The sequence below is a fragment of the Actinomycetota bacterium genome (assembly GCA_040757835.1).
Taxonomy (GTDB): Bacteria; Actinomycetota; Geothermincolia; order Geothermincolales; family RBG-13-55-18; genus SURF-21.
This window is the reverse complement of sequence record JBFLWJ010000012.1, coordinates 60,026-79,296: the sequence shown is the minus strand read 5'-3', so window position 1 is coordinate 79,296 and position 19,271 is coordinate 60,026. Positions and strand designations below refer to the sequence as shown.

The following is a 19,271-nucleotide window of genomic DNA, read 5'->3' as shown; positions in this document are numbered from 1 at the left end:
AGCCCGCGATGACCGACAGGTGAAAAAGAGAAATGTGATGAGCGGCAAGGTCCTAAGAAGCTCGTGTAAGATGTGCCACGGGGGATGCGGCGTCCTGGTATACCTCGAGGATGGGGAGATCGTAAGGATAGAAGGGGACAAGGAATCGCCCCTTAACCACGGGAGGATGTGCGTCAAGGGCCAGGCCAGCCTGGAGCACCTCAACCACCCCGACCGCTTGAAGTACCCGATGAAGCGGGCCGGGGAGCGGGGTGGGGAAAAGTGGGAACGCCTCTCCTGGGACGAAGCCCTGGATGAGATCGCCGGCAGGCTCCTTAGCATCCGCCAGGAATACGGCCCGGAGTCCATCGCCCTGGGACAGGGGACAGGCCGGCGCCACTTCAACTACGTGATCAGGCTGGCCAACGCCCTGGGGACTCCCAACTGGTGCGAGCCCGGCTGCGCCCAGTGCTTCATCCCCCGCTTGAACACCTCCGTCGTTACTTTCGGCGAGTACTTCGTCTGCGACTATTACGGGGAGGTCAGCCCCCAGTGCATCCTCGTCTGGGGCCATAACCCGTTGGTGAGTGGGCCCGACGGTGAACTCCAGTTTCCCCTGCGCGACAGCCTGAAAAAGGGCTCACGCCTTCTCGTTGTGGACCCCCGCCGCAGCGAGACGGCGGAAAAGGCCGAGCTGTGGCTGCAGTTGCGCCCGGGTACCGACGATGCCCTGGCCCTGGCCATGCTCAACGTGATCATCGGAGATGATCTGCATGACCGCGAGTTCGTCGACAACTGGACCAGCGGCTTCGAGGAGCTGGCCGAGCGGGTCGAGGCATATACCCCGGAGTGGGCGGAGGAGATCACCTGGGTCCCGGCGGAGAAGATACGCGAAGCCGCGCGCCTCTTCGCCACCTCACGGCCCGCCGCCCTGGAGTGGGGAGTAGCCGTCGAGCACACCCCCAAGTGCTTCCAGACCTGCCGTGCCCTGGCCCTGCTCCCGGCCATCACCGGCAATATCGACGTTCCCGGCGGCTGGGTATGCGGCACGCGCCCCATGGGCTTCTTCCCCTTCCTGGCCGAAAACCTCTCCAATGAGGCGAGGGATAAAAGGTTGGGAGGGGACACCTACAGGATACTTGGAGGCAACGGCGCCATCATGCCGGCCGCGCACGCTCCCACTGTCTTCAGGGCCATGCGCACCGGCGAGCCCTACCCCGTGAAGGCTTTTCTCGTTTTCGGCAACAACACCCTGTCGACCTACGCTAATCCCAGGGAGGTCTACGCTTCCCTGATGAATCTGGACCTCCTGGTGGTAACGGACATCTATATGACCCCCACGGCCGAACTGGCCGATCTGGTACTCCCAGCCGCCACCTGGCTCGAGGCGGACGGCCTGCAGGCCTTCCCCATAGCGGCAGACCTGCACGTCCTGGCTCAGCAAAAACTGGCCAGCCGATGGGAATGCCGGCAGGACGAAGATATCATGATACAGCTGGCGCAGCGGATGGGGCTGGCGGTGGGAACCGAACCCCTGCGGGATGTCCTCGACCGTCAACTGGAACCGCTGGGCCTGACTTTTGAGGAACTTAAGGATAAAGGGCACGTCTCTCCGCCATTGAGATATGGGAAATACAAGGAGATGGGGATGTTCCTCACCGCCTCCGGCAAGGTCGAACTCTACTCGAAGATGCTGGAGCGCCTGGGTTATGATCCCCTGCCTCATTACGAGGAGCCGCCCGAGAGCCCGGTGAGCACACCCGAGTTGCTCGAGGAGTATCCCCTCATCCTCATAACCGGGGCCAGGATCGCCCAGTTCTTCCACTCCGAGCACCGTCAGATCCCTTCCCTGAGACGGAAGCATCCCGAGCCGCTGGTGGAGATACACCCGGAGACGGCGGAGCATCTGGGAATAGCAGAGGGAGACAGGGTATACATAGAGACCCGGCGCGGAAAGATCACGCAGCGTGCCAGACTCACCGATATTATCGATCCCAGGGTCGTAAACGTGGAACATGGCTGGTGGTTCCCCGAGGAGGAAGGGCCCGAACATGGGGCATGGAGATCCAATGCCAACCTGCTCACCGATGGCGGCCCGCCCTACGACCCGGCCATGGGCACCTACCAGCTGCGGGCGTTGCTCTGCAAGGTCTACCCGGCCGAGATCGGCGACGCGGAGAGAGTGATTGTCAGAGGCGGGAACAGCGGATGAGAGTGGCTTGAACAAAGGAGGCTGTCATGAGCGATGCTTTCGAGAAGGACGATTTCTTCAAGATCGACCCGGAGGCTCACCTGCTGGGGGAGATGGAGCCCATCAACCACTTCCCCGGGGTGCAGATGTGGTGGCGGGCCATCGACAACATCAGGATGCCGCTGATGTTGGGAGCGAAGTTGGAGCTGTTCGCGGACATGGACCCCAAGGAGTTCACCAAGGACGAGGACCCCGAAGCCCTGCTGGAGTACATGGACAAGTACGGGGTGGACATCGCCTGCTGCCTGCCCGAGTCCATGATGGACACCACCGGCTACACCAGCCGCTGGATGTCGAACGGGGCCATGGCCAGGGTGGTGGACGCCCACCCCGACCGCTTCATGTACCAGCCCAACATCAGCCCCATCAAGTTCAAGGGCGTGAAGAACACCATCTGGGAGCTGGAGTACTGGGTGAAGGAGCGGGGGGCGAAGATATTCAAGTTCTATCCCCCCGAGGATACCTACATCAACGACCCCGACCTCTGGCCCTTCTACGAGAAGGCGGAGGAGCTCCAGATCGTGCTCGACATCCACACCGGCTTCTGCTGGGTGCCCCCCGGAAAGAGCAAGTACGCCCTGCCCCTGCAGCTGGACGACGTGGCCCGGGACTTCCCCGACTTAAAGCTCGTCGCCTTCCACATGGGCTACCCCTACTGCGACGACCTCAACATGGTGGCCATGGGGCACCCCAACATCTACCCCTGCCTCTCCCTGCTCATCCCCTGGGCGCTCTCCGCTCCGCGCAAGTTCGCCAAGATCCTGGGGGAGGCCATGCGCTTCGTGGGCCCGGACCGCATCATCTGGGGCTGCGACTACGCCGGTTTCGGGGTTCAGATCAAGGCGGCCGTGCAGGGCTTGCGCGACTTCCAGTTCCCCGAGGACATGCAGGAGGATTACGGCTATCCCGCCCTCACCGACGATGACCGCGCCAAGATCTTCGGCCTCAACCTGGCGGGCCTGCTTGGGGTGGACGCATCAAAGAGAAAAATCAAGAAGTAGGGTATCAGTTGGCCGGAACGGCTATCTCCGCAAAGCGCGACATGCGGACCATGGCAGGGTAGCGACACCGCGCCCTCAGAGGCCCTCCATCTCCGCGACGAGGCGCTCTACCCTGGAGCGGATGTCGTCGCGGACGCCGCGGAAGAAAGCGATGTCCTGGCCGGCCGGGTCCTCGATCAGCCACTCTTCCAGGCGGTCCCGAGCCGGGAAGGCCGCTTTTGCGATGCAGCCAAAGGAGATGATACGGCCGAACTCATCGAGGCGGGAGAGGTCCAGCTTCACGGGCCTCATGCTAGAGATATCGATGCCCGCCTCGCGCATCACCTCGACGGCCAGGGGATTGACCCGGTCCGCGGGGAAGGTGCCGGCGCTCTCGGCGGTGCTCTTTGCGGCCATGGCGTTGTAGAAGGCCTCCGCCATCTGGGAGCGGCAGGCGTTCTCGCCGCATACGAACAGGACTTTTTCAGGCATCACAACTCCTTGGCCCGGTCGGCTTCAGTCGCGTTATGGTCGGCCTGGTCAAGCCCGTAATGACCTTAACTGTTGCATTGCACTCAAGATCATATTATATTAATATTAGTTTATATAAGCAAGCGTTTATTTATTACCACCGCGAAGGAGGATAAGAGAGGTTATGGAGAGGAAGCCAACCTTCGAATGCGCGGCCAGTCGCGAGGTGAACGAACTGTCCGAGACGCTGAAGGTCATCTCCGATCCCAACCGGCTGCGCATACTCTGCGCCCTCTTCTCGGGCGAGAAGTGCGTCTGCGAGATCGAGGAGGGATTGGCCATCTCCCAACCCCTGGCCTCGCATCACCTGGGGGTGCTCAGGGAGGCGGGATTGGTCGAGGTGCGCAGGGAAGGGACCTGGTCCTATTACTCCCTGGATGGTGATGCCGTCCGCGGCCTCAATCGGGCTTTCCGGGATGTCCTGGGGGATGACCGGCTTTCGATGAAGACGGAGGCGAAGAGCGCATACTGCTGCGCAAAGTAGTAAGTTGTGACCGGAGGCATCTTAACCGTGACGGAGAAGACCAGGCGGCTCTCGTGGCTCGACCGTTACCTGACCCTGTGGATATTCGCGGCCATGGGGATCGGCGTGGCCATCGGCTACTTCTGGGAAGGAGTGCCCGATTTCCTGGACAGGTTCACCTCCGGCACTACCAATATCCCCATCGCCATCGGGCTCATCCTCATGATGTACCCGCCCCTGGCCAAGGTGAAGTACGAGGAGATGGGTCGCATCTTCAGTGATCGCAAAACACTCCTTCTGGCCCTGGGGCTTATCTGGATAGTGGGACCGTCCGTGATGTTCGGATTGAGCGCGCTCTTCCTGCGCGCCTATCCCGAGTTCATGTACGGCACCATCCTCATAGGCATCACCCCCTGCATCGCCATGGTCATCGTCTGGAACAGCCTTGCGGAAGGCGACAACGAGTACGCCGCCGCCCTGGTGGGGATCAACTCCCTGGTGCAGATCTTCTTCTACACTTTCATCGCCTGGTTCTACGTGACCAAGCTCCCGGTGTGGCTGGGGGTCGCCGAGAGCGAGGTGGCCGTCGGCGTGACCATGTGGCAGATCGCCCGTACCGTCTTCATCTACCTGGGCATACCCTTCCTCGCGGGAATCATCAGCCGCTTTACCCTCATACGTTTCAAGGGGAAGGAATGGTACGAGGAGAAGTTCATCCCCCGCATCAGCCCCATCACCCTGGTGGCCCTGCTCTTCACCATCGTGGTGATGTTCTCCTACAAGGGGGAGCAGATCGTGGAACTCCCCCTGGACGTGATGCGGGTCGCCATCCCCCTGGCCATCTACTTCCTCTTCATGTTCTTCTTCAGCTTCTACGTCTCCTACAGGATAGGCCTCGATTACAGGAGGGCGACGGCGATCTCCTTCACCGCCTCCAGCAACAACTTCGAGCTGGCCATCGCGGTGGCCATCTCGGTGTGGGGGATATCCTCCGGCCAGGCATTCGCGGCGGTGATCGGGCCGCTGCTGGAGGTGCCCATCCTCATCAGCCTGGTCAACGTGGCCCTGCTCTTCCGCCGCAAGTACTTCCAGCCGCGCGAAGAGCTTGCCGCCGCGCAAACGGGGACGATACGAGAGGAGGCATGAGGCGCCGTGCTCAAGGTGGACCCGCACTCCGACTACCCGCCCGAGGAGGGCTGCTTCATCCGGGGCAACGACCGCTCCCCGGTGGTCGTGTGCGTCATCCTCAAGTGGAACCAGGATAAGGTGCCGCCGGAGATCGAGGCGCTGGTGCGTGCCGGGGCCGAGAGCGGCGCGGCCCTCTCCGGCACCCTGCAGACGGAGAACATCGGGCTGGAGAAGGTCATCTGCAACGTTGTCGCCAACCCCAACATCCGCTACTTCATCCTGGGGGGACCGGAATCCGACGGCCACCTAACCGGGGACGCCGTCAAGGCCCTCTTTGCCAACGGCGTGGACGAGAAGATGCACATCATCGGAACGGAGTCGCCCCATCCCTTCCTCTACAACATCCCCCGCGAACTCATCGAGCGCTTCCGTGCCCAGCTAACCCTGGTGGACCTGCAGTTCCAGGGCGACCCCGGCCTGATAAGGCGGGCGGTGTGGTCCTGCTACCAGGAGGAGCCGGTGGGATTCCGCGGCCAGGAGCTCTACGACGTGGGAGCTTTCCCGGAACCCCCGCTCAGCGGCAGGATAACCTGGAAGGTCATGCAGCCATGGGGTATGCCCAGGAATGACGCCGAGCGGGCGGCGCAGCAGCGGGCCTTCGATCTCATGGAGCGCATCAGAGAGACAAGGCGGAACAGGGCGGACGAAACGGACATGGATTGATGGGCTAGGGCCAGGCGCTTGGCGCTCCAAGCTGAACAGGTCCTGCGCTTCCCAGGATACCCAACCCGGCAGCGTCTTGACATACATAATAATCGTATTATAATGCAATATACAGTATCATAATACGATACCATATTACGGGATGTGCTATGGACGGCGGCAGGCCCAACTCCATTGAGAAGGCGCTCGATATCCTCATGGCCTTCACCCCCTACAACCGGGAACTGGGCACCGGGGAGATCAGCCAGAGGCTGGGGTTGCACAAGGCGACGGCATCCCGCATCCTGCGCACCCTGGCCGAGAGGGGGTTCCTGCAGCAGGACCCGGAGACCAAGAAGTACTCCCTGGGGCCGGTCGCTTCCGACATCGGCAGGGCATACAACAACGGACTGAACTCCAGCCTGGTCCAGATGGCGGCACCCTATATAGACGCGCTCCGAGACCAGCTCAAGGAGACGGTAGTACTCGAGGTGCTCTCAGGCCCGGGGACGGTAATGGCCTACGTGGCGGAGGGGCCGCAGCGGGTGCGCATCGCCGGGACGGTGGGCGACAGGTTGCCCGTGCACGCCGCCGCTGGAGCCAAGGCCGTCCTGGCCTTCTCGCCGCCGGAGAGGGCCGATGAGCTGGTCAAGGGAAGGCTGCAGCGTTTCACCCCCAACACCATCACCAGCGTCAAGGCATATAGGCGCGGACTCGAGGAGATCAGGCGCAGAGGGTATTCCCTGGACATGGAGGAGATAGACATCGGCATCAACGCCGTGGGGGCCCCGGTCTTCAACCGCGAGGACGAGGCCGTCGCGGCGGTGGTTGTCGCAGGCCTCGCGCAGCGCATCACGGGCGAGGCGGACTCCGCCGTGGTCGTGCGCACCATGCAGGTGGCGTCCGAGATCTCGGAGAGGTTACACCACAAGGGAGGTGTCTTAGATGGGCAAAGTGAAGCTGTATGACCTCAGCCAGACCTTCGGGCACAACGCCCCCCTCTGGCCCTATTTCCCCGACGTCAAGATCGAGCGTTTCCACTATCACGCCAAGTCGGGGGTGCTCTCCCAGCAGATAACCACCTTCATGCACTGCACCACCCACGCCGATTCCCCGGCCCACGTCATCGAGGGCGCCCCCTACACCGACGAGATCCCCCTGGACAGCTATTACGGCACCGGGGTGGTGGTGGACATCCCCAAGGGGAAGTGGGAGGTCATCACCCCGGAGGACCTGGAGAAGGCGCGGCCGCGGATCGAGCCAGGCGACATCGTGATCATCCGCACCGGCTGGCACCGCTATTACAGCGACTCGCGCCAGTACTTCGCCTACTCGCCCGGCCTCTACCGCGAGGCGGGGGAGTGGTTCGTGGAAAGGAAGGTGAAGGCGGTGGGGGTGGACCACCAGGCCCTGGACCATCCCCTGGCCACGGCCATCGGTCCCCACGGTACCGGGCCCCTGCTCCCCGACGTCTGCGAGGAGTACCGCCGGGAGACGGGGCGCGAGGCCGGTGAGGACTTCCCGGAATGGGAGCCCTGTCACCGCCTCCTTCTGGGCAACGGCATCATGGGGTGGGAGAACGTCGGCGGCGACATCGACGAGGTGGTGGGCAGGCGCGTGACCATCGCCGGGTTCCCCATCCGTTGGGAGAAGGGAGACGGCTCCATCGTCCGGCTGGTGGCCATCGTGGATTAAAGAGGGGGTAACGCCATGAAGAAAGTAGAGCTGAAGGACTGCAGGTCCTACCAGGCGCCCAAGCATTTCGGCATGACCGCGCTGCGTCTGCACGGCCGGGAGGAGACCGGCTCGCAGTCCTTCTGGGTGGGCCTGTCCCATTTCCTGCCGGGCGGGGGCGCCGAGTTCGACGCCTCCCCTGCGGAGAAGGTCTATTTCGTCCTGGAGGGAGAGATCACCATAAAATGCCAGTCTGGCGACATAGTCACCCTGGGACCCTGGGATTCCATCTTCATCGGGCCGGACGAGGGCCGGGCCATCGTGAACGAGACCAACCGTCCCGCCAGCATGCTGGTGATCATCAACTATACCGAGGAAACATAGCGGCCGAGGGGGGATCGCGCGATGAACGCGGAGGAGATGAGAGGCCTGTTCGACCTCTCCGGCAAGGTGGCTATCGTCACCGGCGGCTCCGGGGGGCTGGGGCGGGCGGCGGCGGCGGGGATGGCGGCCTGGGGCGCCTCGGTGGTCATCACCGCCCGCAGGGTCGATGCCCTGGAGGAGGCGGCGGCCGCGATACGGGACGCGGGAGGGAGAGTGCTCTCCGTCAGTTGCGACGTGACCGACGAGGCGAGCGTCGCGGCCATGGTGAGGAGGGCCGCTGGTGAGCTGGGCAGGGTGGACATCCTGCTCACCGCCGCGGGGGTGGCCAGGCGCGCCCCCGCCGAGGAGCTGGGCACCGAGGAGTGGGACCTGGTCATGGACACCAACGTCAAGGGCACCTTCCTCTGCTGCAAGCACGCCGGCAGGGCCATGATCGGGCAGGGGGGAGGCAAGGTCATCACCGTCTCCTCGGTGCGCGCCGTCCTGGGCCACCCCCTGGGTTATGCCGCCTACGGCACCAGCAAGGGGGCCGTCAACCTGCTCACCCGCCAGCTGGCGGTGGAGTGGGCCAGGCACAAGATAAACGTGAACTCCATCGCCCCGTGCATCTTCCGCACCCCCCTGACGGAGCCGGTCCTCTCGGACCCCGCCGCGGCGAAGATATTCCTGGACCGTATCCCCTGGGGGCGGGCGGCGGAGCCCGAGGACTTCATCGGCGCGGCGGTCTTTCTGGCCTCGGCCGCCTCCGACTTCGTCACCGGCCAGGTCCTCTACGTGGACGGCGGCAACGTCGCGAGCTGACGGGAGCAGGTTATGGGAGGAGAGGGAAAGGAAAGGATCGCGGTCATCGGCGCCGGCCTCATGGGCCACGGTATCGCCCAGGTCTTCGCCGCTCACGGCCATGCCGTTTCCCTCGTGGACCTAGAGCGGGAACGCCTCGACGCTGCCCTCGCGAACATCCGCGGCAACCTCCAGGCCATGGCCGCGTATGGCAGCGTCCGGGACGGGGACATCGACGGCATCGTCGCCAGGATATTCACCTCGACGCGCCTGGAGGAGGCCTGTGCGGGGGCAAACTTCGTGGTGGAGGCGGTCTCGGAGCAGCCGGCCCTCAAGCGCGGCGTCTTCCGCGAGCTGGACGCGCTCTGTCCACCGCGCACGGTCCTGGCCACCAACACCTCGGTGATCAGCATAACCGAGGTCGCCGGGGAGGCGGCGCGGAGGGAGCGCGTGGTTGGGGCCCATTTCTGGAACCCCCCTTACCTCATACCCCTGGTCGAGGTGGTCCCGGGCCGGGACACGGCGCCGTGGGCGCTGGACCGCACCTGCGATCTCCTGCGCGCCGCGGGCAGGCATCCGGTAAGGGTGAAGAAGGACGTGCCGGGCTTCGTGGGCAACCGCATGCAGCACGCGCTGTGGCGCGAGGCCATCTCCATCGTGGAGCATGGCATCGCGGACGCGGAGACGGTGGACGAGGTGGTGAAGATGGGGTTCGGAATGCGCCTGCCGGTGCTCGGTCCCCTGGAGAACGCGGACATGATCGGCCTGGACCTGACCCTGCAGATCCATGGCTACATCCTGGAACACATCGAGGACTCCCACGCGCCGTCGCCACTCCTCGAGGAGAAGGTCGAAGGAGGGGAGCTCGGTTTCGCGAGCGGTGGGGGGTTCAGGGGATGGGCGCCCGAGGAGATCGAGGCGTGCAGGACGCGCCTGCAGCGCCACCTGATGGGATGGGGGAGCGGGTGAGATGACGGGCGGAAGAGGCGAAATGGTGGGTTGGGAAGGAGAGGCCGCGATGGGCGCGGGGACGGATGCGGCGCGTGACAGGCTGGTGGTCACCGGCGGAGAGGACCTGCACGTGCTGGGGCGTTTCTTCCGGGCCATGCTCCTGGCTCTGCTGAAGGACCCGCGCAAGGTGCGAGCCCTGGAGGGCATGGAGATGGTGGTGGCCGTGGATCCCCCCGCCCATCCCGGAAGCGCCCTGACCCTGGATTTCCACGGCGGGCGCGTGGCGTTGCAGAGCGGCGTCTCGCCGCGTCCGGACATCGTGCTCGAGTGCGAGGCGGCGGTGCTGATGAGGCTGGCGCGCGTGCCTCCCGGGCCGGCGGCCATCAAGTTCCTCTTGACCAACGAGGGCAAGGCTCTCCTGGCCGGGATGCGTTCGGGCGAGCTGAAGATCCGGGGCGCGGTGAGGCATCCTCTGGGGATGATGAGGTTCGCGGGTTTCCTGGCCCCGGGGGTGCGATAGGGACGGGCCGGATAAACCGGGGATGGATCAGCGGGGGACGGGGTTGCGGCGCCCGCGCCACGGGGTAGAGCAGTGGCTCTGGAGGAGGTAGGAGATGAACGCCATAGCCATCGATACGGATAGGTGCGACGGCTGCAGGTCATGCTTGAAGGCCTGCTTCGTGAACGTGCTGGGTTGGGAACGCGTGATAAAGAAGCCGGTGGTCGCCCATGCGGAGGACTGCGTCCACTGCAACCTGTGCGAGATATCCTGCCCGCGGGACTGCATCAAGGTGACCCCGGACTTCGCGCACATGCGCTGGTCGGCGTGGTAGCAACTCCGCTCCAGGCCACAGGAAGGGTGTGAACAATGGCTGAGCTGGATTCGCTGGGCGAGGCGCTCTCCGCCGATATCCTCGTCCTGGGCGGCGGCATCGCGGGGCTCGCGGCCGCCATCACCGTGAAAGAGAGGCATCCCGAACTGGACGTCCTGGTGGTCGAGAAGGCCACGGCGGGCTGGGCAGGGAAGGCGGACCGGGGCGGCGGCATCCTGGCCTTCCTCACCCCGGACGACACCCCCGAGGAGTTCATCCGCTTTCACGTGCACAACATCGGCTGTTTCCTCGAGGACCAGGAACTGCTGCGGGAATACGCCCATACCTGCAACGGCGTCCTCGACCACCTGGATGCCTGGGGGGTGAAGGTGGCCAGAGATGGGGATGGAAGATGGAGTTATATCAAGACGCCGGGCGTAGAGGTGCCGTGGGGCCTGGCCGGTGTGGACCTGGACATGTGCCGACGCCTGCACCGGCGCGCCCGGGAGCTGGGAGCGAGGTTCATGGACAAGGTGGCCCTGGTGGAGCTGCTCTGCGGCGGGGAGCGTGTGGCGGGCGCCATGGGTTTCGGCGTCGAGGACGGCAGATGCTTCCTGGTGCGGGCGAAGGCGACCATCCTGGCCAGCGGCAGCCAGAACTACCGCGTCCTGCCCATGTGGAGCGCGGCCCGCGGCGACGGCATCGCAGCCGCCTGGAGGGCGGGCGCACAGATGCGCAACGCAGAGTTCGGGAGCTTCGTCAACATGGTGCACGCGGTGAGCCGCGAGGTCATCTTCGGGGCCGAGGACCACATGTACAACGCCAGGGGTGAGTTTATCTCCGCGAAGTACCGCCCCGGCCTGCAACCCGACATCTGCGCCATGGCCGCCGTCGGCTGGTACCGGGAACATGCGAGCGGAAACGGTCCAGTGCGGATAAAGAGCGACGAGAACCTCCTGCAGATAGGGTCGGAAATACTTTTCGCTACCGACCTCATCTGGGACCGCCCCGCCGCAAACGCCTTCTGGTCGCGCCTGTGGGAGAAGGGTAGAGCGGCCGAGGAGGGCGACGCCGGCGAGCCCGAGGTATTGCCCGGTTTCGTGGGGGAGCAGTCCCCGGTGAAGGTGGACCATCACATGGCCACCACCCTGCCCGGCCTCTACGCGGTGGGGGACGTCAGCTACAACGGCTCCGCCTGGACGGGCGCCGTGCCCTCTCCCCCTGGGCGCATCCGCGGCACCGGCCTCATGAACGCGGTGTGGAGCGCACGCAAGGGCGCCCTGGCGGCGTGCGTTTACGTAGCCGGGCTGGCGGAGGTCCCATGCGCGGACCGTACGCAGGCCGCGGAGCTCAAGCGGAGGATCTACGCCCCCATGTCCCGGGAGGTGGGCATATCGTCCGCCGAACTGGTGCGCGACATCCAGGCGGCGATGACCCCGGTGAAGTACAGCAACTGGAAGAGCGAGGAGCGCATGCGGGAGGCGCTGGCCATGGTGTTGGAGGTCAAGGCGAGGCTGCCGGAGCTGAAGGCACAGGACCCCCACGACCTGGCCCGCTGCCACGAGGCGGAGAGCATGGCCCTGTGCGCGGAGATGTTCTACCGCGCTTCCCTCGCGAGGAAGGAATCGCGGGGGTGGTTCGTGCGGGAGGACTACCCGGCGAGGGACGACGCCAACTGGCTGAAGTGGATAGTCCTGCGGGAGAAGGACGGCGAGATGGCCGTCTCCACCGAGGACATCCCCATGGAGAGATATCCCCATAAGCCTTGATGGTCAGGATAAAGTCGAACAGCATATGTTCACGGGGGTGAGGCGAGTGCCGTTGCAGAAGATCATGATAAAGGGGAGCGAAATCGTCACGGGCATGGTCGTCAGGCTGTCCAGGTCCGAGACCAAGGACCTGGTGATCGACCACGAACTGCCGGGCGTCACGCCGGAGATGATCGATGCGTGGTGGGCATTGATGGGAGATACCGAGCGGTACAAGCTCTGGCATCCCCGCGACCACGTCTGGGCTGAACTGGAGGTAGAGGAAGAGGAAGGGGAGACGGTCTTGGTCCACCATGTCATCGAGAAGATCGGCGGGCTCCCCAGCGAGCTGCGTTTGCGCCTGGAGAGCCCGGACGCGGTCTCCATCCCCGCGGAATACGGCCACGTGGTCGCGGGCTCCAGCCTCGACCGCAACGGCGTTCCCTATGCCTGGGCGCAGCACCAGTACGAGGAGATGCCGGGCGGGACGCGGATGCGTTCGACCTTCCGCATCCCCGCCAAGGCCCCCGGGTTCTTCGTGGCGGGGCTGCGCAAGCACAACATAGAGGAGATGCAGCAGTTCTGCAGGTTCCTCCCGCAGCTGCTGCAGGAGGTCCAGGGGGATGCGGGAAGGCCGGAAGGCAGCGCGGCAGGGGAGAGGACACCGGGCAGCGGGGACGCCATGGGTGGCGAAGACGGCAGCGGGGCCACGCTCTGGGCCCTGACGGCGGCGTCGTGCGCCCACGTGGTGGAGGAGTATTTCTGGCCCGGCGGGTTCCTCGCGGCCGCGAAGGAGGTCGCCCCGGACGTATTCGCCCATTCCTCCATCCCCATCGTGGTCGGCGTCAACGCGGCGATGATCATCGGCTGCGCCCTCGGGGCGCTGCGGCGCAAGCATAGCCCGGTGCTCGGGCTCGCCATGGCCAGCCTGCTCTTACAAAACGCCATCATCCACAGCGCGGGCTCGCTGAGGCTCAAGAGATACATGCCCGGCCTCGCCACCGGGCTGGTCCTCTACGTCCCGTTATCGGTGCGCGCCTTCGCGGAGTTCCGCAGGTCGCCACGGTACAGGAGGGCGACGGCCGCCGGCGCGGCGGTGCTGGGGACCGTTCTCCATTCCACCCCCTTCGTGGCCTTCGCCATCAGGGGGGCTTTAGGCAAGGGGAGCGAGCGATCCAGGCCGGGGCAGCGCGGCTGGGTATAGTCTTATAGGGGTAGGGAAGCAGAGGTGAGGAGGATCGGCGATGAGACTGAAGAGCTTGATGGTGAGGATGAGCAAGGTCTTCCCGGACCCGGTGAGTATGGACGACATCAGGAAGATGAAGCGCCGGGAGCTGACGGAGGAGGAGAAGAAGAGGCCGTACGCTAAGTACTACCACAAGGAGCTGGCCGAGATCCCGACGGAGGACCTGGCGGCGGTCAACGCCGGGCCCGTGGATGCCTCGAAGGCCACAACCATCCAGGAGCGCAGCGAGCTCATGAAGCCGGGGTACCTCGAGGTGGAGACCGGTTACACGGTGATGCCGGACGGCAGCGGCTTCGCGGCCACCCTGGTGAAGATGCCGGGGGTGACGCCGGAGATGCTCGACTGGTGGTTCAACTGGCACCCGCTGGAGGGCCTCAGGTACGCCATCTGGTGCCCCATCGCGCACACCGATATCAGCATCGACAACCCCGCCCGGCACCTGGACAGCTCGGGGGTGCCGCTGCGCGAGAGGAACTACGGCAGCACCCACTACCCGGTCGAGGGGTTCAACGTGGAGGGGTCACAGAAGGTATGGATCAAGTTCTTCTCCCCCCAGGACTTCGGGCTGGACATGAGCATGTTCTCCGAACCCGGGATATCCCGCGCCTACTGCGCCAACGTCATCCTGGACCTGCTGAAGACCCCTTTCAACGCCTTCTTCCACGCCGTGCGCGAGGTGGACGGCGGGGTGGAGTACCGCAGCCGCTACTGGCTCGGGTACACCATGAAGGGCGGAGCCCCGGTGCGGGTGAAGCGGCCCCTGCCGTACAAGATGAGCGACCTGGCGCGCAATAACTGTATCCACAGCCTCATCGAGTACAACAACCTGGCGTCGTTCCTGCCGCAGATTTACGGGGAGATGGGCGGCAAGATCTGAACCTGCCGCCGATGAATGTGGCACGGGCCGGGGTTGACTCCAGGCGTGCCACGCGTGTTGACCGTCTTCGCGCGGCGGCCCTATGATGGTTACACGGGCGAGAGGAGAGCAAGGCGGAGGAGCGATCATGGACCCCACACCGGAGGAAAAAGCCGAACTGCTCATGGAGAAGGCCGAGACACCGGCCAGCCGGCTCGAGGCCGAGCTGGCCTTCCGTTTCCTCTGTTCCCACCTGGAGGGGACCATCAAGCGCAGCGGCGAGCTGAACGTGCTCGACGTCGGCAGCGGCCTGGGGGAGGTGGCCTTGCGCTTCGCAGCGACGGGGCACAAAGTGACCATGCTGGAGCCGCAGGCCTGCCTGCTGCAGACGGCGGAGGAGAGGGCGCGGGAGCAACTGCCCGACCGCACTGGCCTTATGCGCTTCCTCAACGAGCGCATCGAGGACCTGGAGTGCAGCATCGAAGACGAGTTCGATCTCATCGTATGCCATGAGACCATCGAGTACGTGGACGACCCGCTGCGGGCTTTCAACGTCATCACCCGAGTGCTCAAGCCCCGGGGCACGCTCTCCCTGGTATTCCTCAACCGCTACGGCCTCATAACCCGCAAGATCATCGTGGACGAGAACGTGGGGGAGGCCATGGACAGCTTCGAGGTGGAGGAGTTCGCGACCGACCTGCACAGCGGGCGCGGGCACCTGTATTCCGACGACGAGATGATCGCCCTGCTCGAGCCCCTGGGATACAACATCGACGGCAAGTACGGCCTGCTCGTCTTCTCGGAGTTCATCGACTGCTCGCTCTTCGCGGAGGGGGAGTGCTTCAAGGGGATGCTGGCCCTCGAGGAGCGGGCGGGGCAGGAGCCTCACCTCAAGGGCATCGGCAAGTTCATGCAGCTCATCTGCTCCAAGTCCTAGGCTATGCGGCGCAGCGAGACGGTGGTGCCGTGCAGCCCCTTCCTGGCCACGGCGTAGGTAAGAAGCTGCTGGTAGAGGCTCTCGTCCTCCAGGTCCCGCCAGCGCAGCTGCCGCTTGGTGCGGGTCAAGAACAACATGGGGATCCAGGTCCCCGTGTTCACATAGTACTTACCCTTGCGCCCCCCGAGCACCGGCTGCAGCTCGTTGGAATAGTACCGGTGGTCGTGGCCCATTACCACGGCGTCCACCCCCTCCTCCGACAGGAGTATCTCCCGTGCGGCCACCGAGAGCGCGTCCTCGCGCGTGGCCAGGGAGTCGAGGAGCAGGCCGTCCTGGGCGTTGCCGTCCTCCTCGTCCTCCGGGGGAAATTCGAGGGAGAGCGCCTCCGCGTCCTCCAGCCCCTGCAGCTCCACCTTTCCACGCCCCGAGACCAGGTCCATGAAACGTTTGCGGGTGTAGCCCCAGGAGTCGATGCGGCCCTCGCGCTTGCGTTGCAGCAGGTCCCGGCTCTCCTTGAACGGCGGGAAGCCCACCCGGGACATGAAGTGCAGCAGCTTGTAGGCGTAGGCCATCTTGAACCACAGGCTCTCGTCCTGCAGGCCCAGGAAGACCATGTTGGGGATGGGGCGCACGTTGTTGATGAAGGGGTTGCGCTCGCTCATCATCCCGTTGGAAAAGTATTCCAGGAAACAGTTGCCCCAGCTGCGCTCCAGCCGCTGCTCGCCCGTCTTGGGGTCTCGCAGGAAGGGGTGGGTGAAGTCCTCGAAGACGCTGTCGGCGTAGTACTGGTTGCCGTGTTCGACGTAGAGCGCGCCGGAGCGGTAGATGCCGCTGGACTCGAAATGGAAGTGGTCGGAGTCCGGACCCCCCAGCTCTTCCACGAGACGGTCGCGTACCCGCGGCCAGAAGAGGTCCACGTCGTGGTTGCCGGGCACCAGGACGATGCGGTGCCCCTTCTCCATGAACACGCGCAGGGAGATGAAGATGTCGGGGTGCGCCCCCAGAACCCGCTCCAGCTTGGCCACGGACTCGGCCTCGGTGCCACCCAGGCGCGAGAAAGGGCGCGCCGAATGCTTCTCCAGGTTGACCGCCACGAAGTCGATGAAGTCGCCGTTGATGATCAGCTCCGCGTTGCGGCGGGCGGCCGCGGTGTCGAGGAACTCCCTGAACCCCGCGTCCTCGTCGAAATCGTCCAGGTAATCGCCCGCCCCGATGTGCAGGTCGCTGACGATATACGTGTTCTTGGCCATTCCCGACCGCCGTTCCCGTCAAGATCCTCCAGTCAATGCATGAGTATAACACCCCTGATAGGCCCTACGGCAGATAGGTTTCCGCTCTATCAAGTGGCTGCCGGGTACCCGTATAATGATGAGTGATTTCCCGCGGCAAGTGGAGAGACGGATGACCTGCAGCGTAAGCGACATCATCGCCCTTATGGAGGAGATCGCCCCTCCCGGCTCTGCCGAGGACTGGGACAGCGCCGGCTTGCAGTTGGGCTCGGCGCGGGCAAAGATAGACAAGGTCCTCACCTCACTGGATTTCACCCCGGAGGTGCTACGGGAGGCGCGCGGGATGGAGGCCGGTCTCGTCGTCTGCCACCACCCGCCCATCTTCCATCCCCTGCGCCGCCTGGTCACGGACGAACCCGGCACGGCGCTGCTGAGTGACGCCCTCCTCGCGGAGGTGGCGGTCTATGCCGCCCACACCAGCCTGGACGCCTCCCCCCACGGGGTCAACGCGGCCCTGGCCGACCTCTTCGGGCTGCGTGACCGGCGCCCGCTGACGGCACCGCCACGGGAGGCGTACAAGCTGGTCACCTTCGTCCCACCAGAGCACGCGGCCGCGGTGAGCGCCGCGCTCTTCGCAACCGGCGCGGGGGTCATCGGCGGCTACACCGGCTGCTCCTTCCGGGTGGAGGGGACGGGCACCTTCACGCCGGGGCCCGGCACCGACCCAGCCTACGGCGACGCCTCCGGTCCCAACCAGGTGAAAGAGATCCGCCTGGAGGTGGCGGTGGAAACGGGGAGGGAGGACGCTGCGGTCGCGGCGCTGCTGGCGAGCCACCCCTACGAGGAGGTCGCCTACGACCTCTACCGCGTGCATAATCCGTCGGGCGCCGGCATGGGAGTCGTGGGCGACCTGCCCGTCCCCGTGAGCCTGGGTGAACTGGCGGACAGGTGCCGCGAGCTGCTGGAAAACCCTACGCTGCGTGTCGCCGGTGAACTCTCCGCCGCGGTGTCCCGCGTCGCCGTCTGCGGGGGGAGCGGCGGGGGACTGACCTCGGAGGCCCTGCGGTCCGGCGCCCAGGTATTCGTCAGCGGCGACATCGGCTATCATCAGGCACAGGAGGTCGCGGCGGCTGGCCTGGCGGTGATCGACGCTGGCCACTACCATACCGAGAGGCCGGCGGTGCCGCGCCTGGCGGAGCTGCTGGCGCGGCGGGCCCGGGAAGCGGGGCTCACGGTGGAGATTATCGCTTCGGAAGTAAATACTTGCCCCTGGATCGATGGAGGTAGCGAGTGAACGAGCTGGAGGCTTTGTTCAGGGTCCAGGAACTGGACACCCGCATTCTGGAGTTGCGCAACCGCGAGGAAGGCCATCCCCTCAAGGCGGAGCTGGATGGGCTGGAGGAGAAAAGGGAGGCGGCCGGGGCCGGGCTGGAGGAGGCTATGGCCGGCATGGAGGAGTCGCGAAAGAAGCTGCGGTCCATCGAGGAGAAGGTCCAGGGCTTGGATGAGAAGCTCTCCCGCGAGGAGGGCAAGCTCTACGACGGCAAGGTGACCAACCCCAAGGAGCTGCGCGGGCTGGAGGCAGAGGTTCGCTCCCTCAAGCGCAAGAAGGACGACCTGGAGACGGAGGAGCTCGAGGAGATGGAGGCCCAGGACGCGAAGAGAGCGGAGCTGGAGGAGCTGCGGGCGGCGCAGGAGAGTCTGCAGGCGGAGATCGCCGAGATGAAGGCTTTGCTCGAGGGCGAGCTGGCCGAGATCGTGGCCGAGGCCGCGCAACTGGAGAAGGAACGGGAAGGCCTGCGCGAACGGATCGACGAGGAGTTGCTGGAGGAATACGACAGGCTGCTCGAGAGCAAGCACCACCTGGCGGTGGTCAAGGTGGTGGACGGGGTGTGCCAGGGTTGCCGAGTGGAGCTGCCGGGGATCGAATACGACCGCTTTCTCAAGTCGGAGGGCGCGTATTACTGCACCAACTGCGGGCGCATTCTGGTGAAATAGCGGGGCGGACCGGCACACGGCCCGGACGAGGCGGTGAGAGGTGGAGAAGAGAAAGAGCAAAAAGAGCGTGGTGGAGGCGGCCTTCCAGGGAGCGAGGCGATTCGAGGAGCTGCACGTCTTTGTCGATGGGGCAGCGCGGGGAAACCCCGGGCCCGCCGCCATCGGGGTGCTCGTGCTCACCCGCGAGGACAGGCGGGTCGCCGCCTTCGGGGAGGCCATCGGCCAGACCACCAACAACTACGCCGAGTACACCGCCCTGGTGCACGCGCTGCGGCTGCTCTCCGTCTTCGAGGTGGACCGGCTGCGCATCTACACCGACAGCGAGCTCATGGCCATGCAGGTCAAGGGGGAGTACCGCGTCAGGGAGAAGACCCTGCACAGCCTCAACGCCCAGGTCATGTCCATGCTGCTGCGCTACCGGGACTGGAAGATCACCCATGTACCCCGCGCGGAGAACGCCGTCGCGGACGAGCTGGCCAACCGGGCACTCGACGAGGGAGCCCCGGTGCAGGGCTTTCCCGCCCGAAAACCGCTCTCTCCCCCCGAGGGCCAGGAGGAGCTCTTCGCGGAGGAAGAGCCGGAGCTGGAACCTGGACCTGAGTTGGAGCCGGAGGCGTAAGGG

The 19,271-nt window shown here is 65.1% G+C and carries 21 protein-coding genes; 19 read left to right on the top strand and 2 right to left on the bottom strand.

All coding sequences use genetic code 11. The features are described 5' to 3' along the window. Positions 1-37 precede the first annotated feature (37 nt). Positions 38-2,191 (top strand): molybdopterin-dependent oxidoreductase, encoded by a 2,154-nt coding sequence (locus AB1384_10655; GenBank protein MEW6554732.1) that lies wholly within the window; start codon positions 38-40, stop codon positions 2,189-2,191. A 26-nt stretch (positions 2,192-2,217) separates the two neighbouring features. Further along, complete coding sequence (locus tag AB1384_10650; protein MEW6554731.1) at positions 2,218-3,231, top strand: amidohydrolase family protein; 1,014 nt, start codon at positions 2,218-2,220, stop codon at positions 3,229-3,231. Positions 3,232-3,306: 75 nt separating this feature from the next. On the opposite strand, the gene AB1384_10645 is transcribed toward AB1384_10650, so the two are convergent. Continuing rightward, positions 3,307-3,702, bottom strand: a complete 396-nt coding sequence (locus AB1384_10645; protein ID MEW6554730.1) for an arsenate reductase ArsC — start codon at positions 3,700-3,702, stop codon at positions 3,307-3,309. Positions 3,703-3,865: 163 nt separating this feature from the next. On the opposite strand from AB1384_10645, the gene AB1384_10640 reads away from it, so the two are divergent. The 14 genes from AB1384_10640 to AB1384_10575 all read left to right on the top strand — a co-directional run bounded on the left by AB1384_10640 (position 3,866) and on the right by AB1384_10575 (position 15,422). Continuing rightward, entirely contained in the window at positions 3,866-4,225 is a 360-nt protein-coding gene (locus AB1384_10640) for a metalloregulator ArsR/SmtB family transcription factor (GenBank protein ID MEW6554729.1), read from the top strand. 27 nt (positions 4,226-4,252) lie between these two features. Further along, on the top strand, positions 4,253-5,350 hold the full coding sequence (arsB, locus tag AB1384_10635) for an ACR3 family arsenite efflux transporter (protein ID MEW6554728.1): 1,098 nt from the start codon (positions 4,253-4,255) through the stop codon (positions 5,348-5,350). A gap of 6 nt (positions 5,351-5,356) precedes the next feature. Then, entirely contained in the window at positions 5,357-6,055 is a 699-nt protein-coding gene (locus AB1384_10630; GenBank protein MEW6554727.1) for a tetrahydromethanopterin S-methyltransferase subunit A, read from the top strand. Positions 6,056-6,204: 149 nt separating this feature from the next. Then, complete coding sequence (locus AB1384_10625) at positions 6,205-7,002, top strand: IclR family transcriptional regulator (protein MEW6554726.1); 798 nt, start codon at positions 6,205-6,207, stop codon at positions 7,000-7,002. After that, complete coding sequence (locus AB1384_10620; GenBank protein ID MEW6554725.1) at positions 6,980-7,729, top strand: cyclase family protein; 750 nt, start codon at positions 6,980-6,982, stop codon at positions 7,727-7,729. The genes AB1384_10625 and AB1384_10620 overlap by 23 nt, the downstream gene beginning before the upstream one ends. Positions 7,730-7,744: 15 nt before the next feature. Beyond that, complete coding sequence (locus tag AB1384_10615; protein ID MEW6554724.1) at positions 7,745-8,092, top strand: cupin domain-containing protein; 348 nt, start codon at positions 7,745-7,747, stop codon at positions 8,090-8,092. Positions 8,093-8,113: 21 nt separating this feature from the next. Then, positions 8,114-8,893, top strand: a complete 780-nt coding sequence (locus AB1384_10610; GenBank protein ID MEW6554723.1) for a glucose 1-dehydrogenase — start codon at positions 8,114-8,116, stop codon at positions 8,891-8,893. 12 nt (positions 8,894-8,905) lie between these two features. Beyond that, positions 8,906-9,841 (top strand): 3-hydroxyacyl-CoA dehydrogenase NAD-binding domain-containing protein, encoded by a 936-nt coding sequence (locus AB1384_10605; protein ID MEW6554722.1) that lies wholly within the window; start codon positions 8,906-8,908, stop codon positions 9,839-9,841. A gap of 1 nt (position 9,842) precedes the next feature. Next, positions 9,843-10,343, top strand: a complete 501-nt coding sequence (locus AB1384_10600; GenBank protein MEW6554721.1) for a hypothetical protein — start codon at positions 9,843-9,845, stop codon at positions 10,341-10,343. A 94-nt stretch (positions 10,344-10,437) separates the two neighbouring features. After that, the gene (locus AB1384_10595) at positions 10,438-10,656 is read left to right on the top strand and encodes a ferredoxin family protein (protein MEW6554720.1); all 219 of its coding nucleotides are present in this window, start codon (positions 10,438-10,440) and stop codon (positions 10,654-10,656) included. Positions 10,657-10,691: 35 nt separating this feature from the next. Then, complete coding sequence (locus AB1384_10590; protein ID MEW6554719.1) at positions 10,692-12,404, top strand: FAD-dependent oxidoreductase; 1,713 nt, start codon at positions 10,692-10,694, stop codon at positions 12,402-12,404. A 52-nt stretch (positions 12,405-12,456) separates the two neighbouring features. Beyond that, positions 12,457-13,587, top strand: coding sequence for an HXXEE domain-containing protein (locus tag AB1384_10585; protein ID MEW6554718.1), 1,131 nt, complete (start codon positions 12,457-12,459; stop codon positions 13,585-13,587). 40 nt (positions 13,588-13,627) lie between these two features. Then, positions 13,628-14,506 carry a hypothetical protein gene (locus tag AB1384_10580; protein MEW6554717.1) on the top strand — a complete coding sequence of 293 codons (879 nt, stop codon included), beginning with the start codon at positions 13,628-13,630 and terminating at the stop codon, positions 14,504-14,506. 127 nt (positions 14,507-14,633) lie between these two features. After that, entirely contained in the window at positions 14,634-15,422 is a 789-nt protein-coding gene (locus tag AB1384_10575) for a methyltransferase domain-containing protein (GenBank protein ID MEW6554716.1), read from the top strand. Here the strand turns inward: AB1384_10575 and AB1384_10570 are convergent. After that, positions 15,419-16,672, bottom strand: a complete 1,254-nt coding sequence (locus tag AB1384_10570; GenBank protein MEW6554715.1) for a metallophosphoesterase — start codon at positions 16,670-16,672, stop codon at positions 15,419-15,421. The two genes, AB1384_10575 and AB1384_10570, sit on opposite strands and share 4 nt — an antisense overlap. Positions 16,673-16,823: 151 nt before the next feature. Here AB1384_10570 and AB1384_10565 point away from each other — a divergent pair, with 151 nt between their 5' ends. From AB1384_10565 to AB1384_10555, 3 genes are read left to right on the top strand one after another with little or no spacing between them, the layout of a single operon-like run. Next, positions 16,824-17,945, top strand: a complete 1,122-nt coding sequence (locus AB1384_10565) for a Nif3-like dinuclear metal center hexameric protein (GenBank protein MEW6554714.1) — start codon at positions 16,824-16,826, stop codon at positions 17,943-17,945. Then, the gene (locus AB1384_10560; protein MEW6554713.1) at positions 17,942-18,649 is read left to right on the top strand and encodes a C4-type zinc ribbon domain-containing protein; all 708 of its coding nucleotides are present in this window, start codon (positions 17,942-17,944) and stop codon (positions 18,647-18,649) included. The genes AB1384_10565 and AB1384_10560 overlap by 4 nt, the downstream gene beginning before the upstream one ends. 40 nt (positions 18,650-18,689) lie before the next feature. Then, positions 18,690-19,268: a ribonuclease HI family protein gene (locus AB1384_10555; GenBank protein MEW6554712.1), complete on the top strand. Its 579-nt coding sequence runs from the start codon at positions 18,690-18,692 to the stop codon at positions 19,266-19,268. Positions 19,269-19,271 lie beyond the last annotated feature (3 nt).

What these genes read in the sequence shown, in the direction of transcription:
- AB1384_10640 (MEW6554729.1), top strand. Translation starts at nt 3,866, where the DNA reads ATGGAGAGGAAGCCAACCTTCGAATGCGCGGCCAGTCGCGAGGTGAAC.
- AB1384_10570 (MEW6554715.1), bottom strand. Translation starts at nt 16,672, where the DNA reads ATGGCCAAGAACACGTATATCGTCAGCGACCTGCACATCGGGGCGGGC.
- AB1384_10590 (MEW6554719.1), top strand. Translation starts at nt 10,692, where the DNA reads ATGGCTGAGCTGGATTCGCTGGGCGAGGCGCTCTCCGCCGATATCCTC.
- AB1384_10620 (MEW6554725.1), top strand. Translation starts at nt 6,980, where the DNA reads ATGGGCAAAGTGAAGCTGTATGACCTCAGCCAGACCTTCGGGCACAAC.
- AB1384_10605 (MEW6554722.1), top strand. Translation starts at nt 8,906, where the DNA reads ATGGGAGGAGAGGGAAAGGAAAGGATCGCGGTCATCGGCGCCGGCCTC.
- AB1384_10610 (MEW6554723.1), top strand. Translation starts at nt 8,114, where the DNA reads ATGAACGCGGAGGAGATGAGAGGCCTGTTCGACCTCTCCGGCAAGGTG.
- AB1384_10625 (MEW6554726.1), top strand. Translation starts at nt 6,205, where the DNA reads ATGGACGGCGGCAGGCCCAACTCCATTGAGAAGGCGCTCGATATCCTC.
- AB1384_10655 (MEW6554732.1), top strand. Translation starts at nt 38, where the DNA reads ATGAGCGGCAAGGTCCTAAGAAGCTCGTGTAAGATGTGCCACGGGGGA.
- AB1384_10575 (MEW6554716.1), top strand. Translation starts at nt 14,634, where the DNA reads ATGGACCCCACACCGGAGGAAAAAGCCGAACTGCTCATGGAGAAGGCC.
- AB1384_10650 (MEW6554731.1), top strand. Translation starts at nt 2,218, where the DNA reads ATGAGCGATGCTTTCGAGAAGGACGATTTCTTCAAGATCGACCCGGAG.
- AB1384_10595 (MEW6554720.1), top strand. Translation starts at nt 10,438, where the DNA reads ATGAACGCCATAGCCATCGATACGGATAGGTGCGACGGCTGCAGGTCA.
- AB1384_10565 (MEW6554714.1), top strand. Translation starts at nt 16,824, where the DNA reads ATGACCTGCAGCGTAAGCGACATCATCGCCCTTATGGAGGAGATCGCC.
- AB1384_10600 (MEW6554721.1), top strand. Translation starts at nt 9,843, where the DNA reads ATGACGGGCGGAAGAGGCGAAATGGTGGGTTGGGAAGGAGAGGCCGCG.
- AB1384_10615 (MEW6554724.1), top strand. Translation starts at nt 7,745, where the DNA reads ATGAAGAAAGTAGAGCTGAAGGACTGCAGGTCCTACCAGGCGCCCAAG.
- AB1384_10580 (MEW6554717.1), top strand. Translation starts at nt 13,628, where the DNA reads ATGAGACTGAAGAGCTTGATGGTGAGGATGAGCAAGGTCTTCCCGGAC.
- AB1384_10645 (MEW6554730.1), bottom strand. Translation starts at nt 3,702, where the DNA reads ATGCCTGAAAAAGTCCTGTTCGTATGCGGCGAGAACGCCTGCCGCTCC.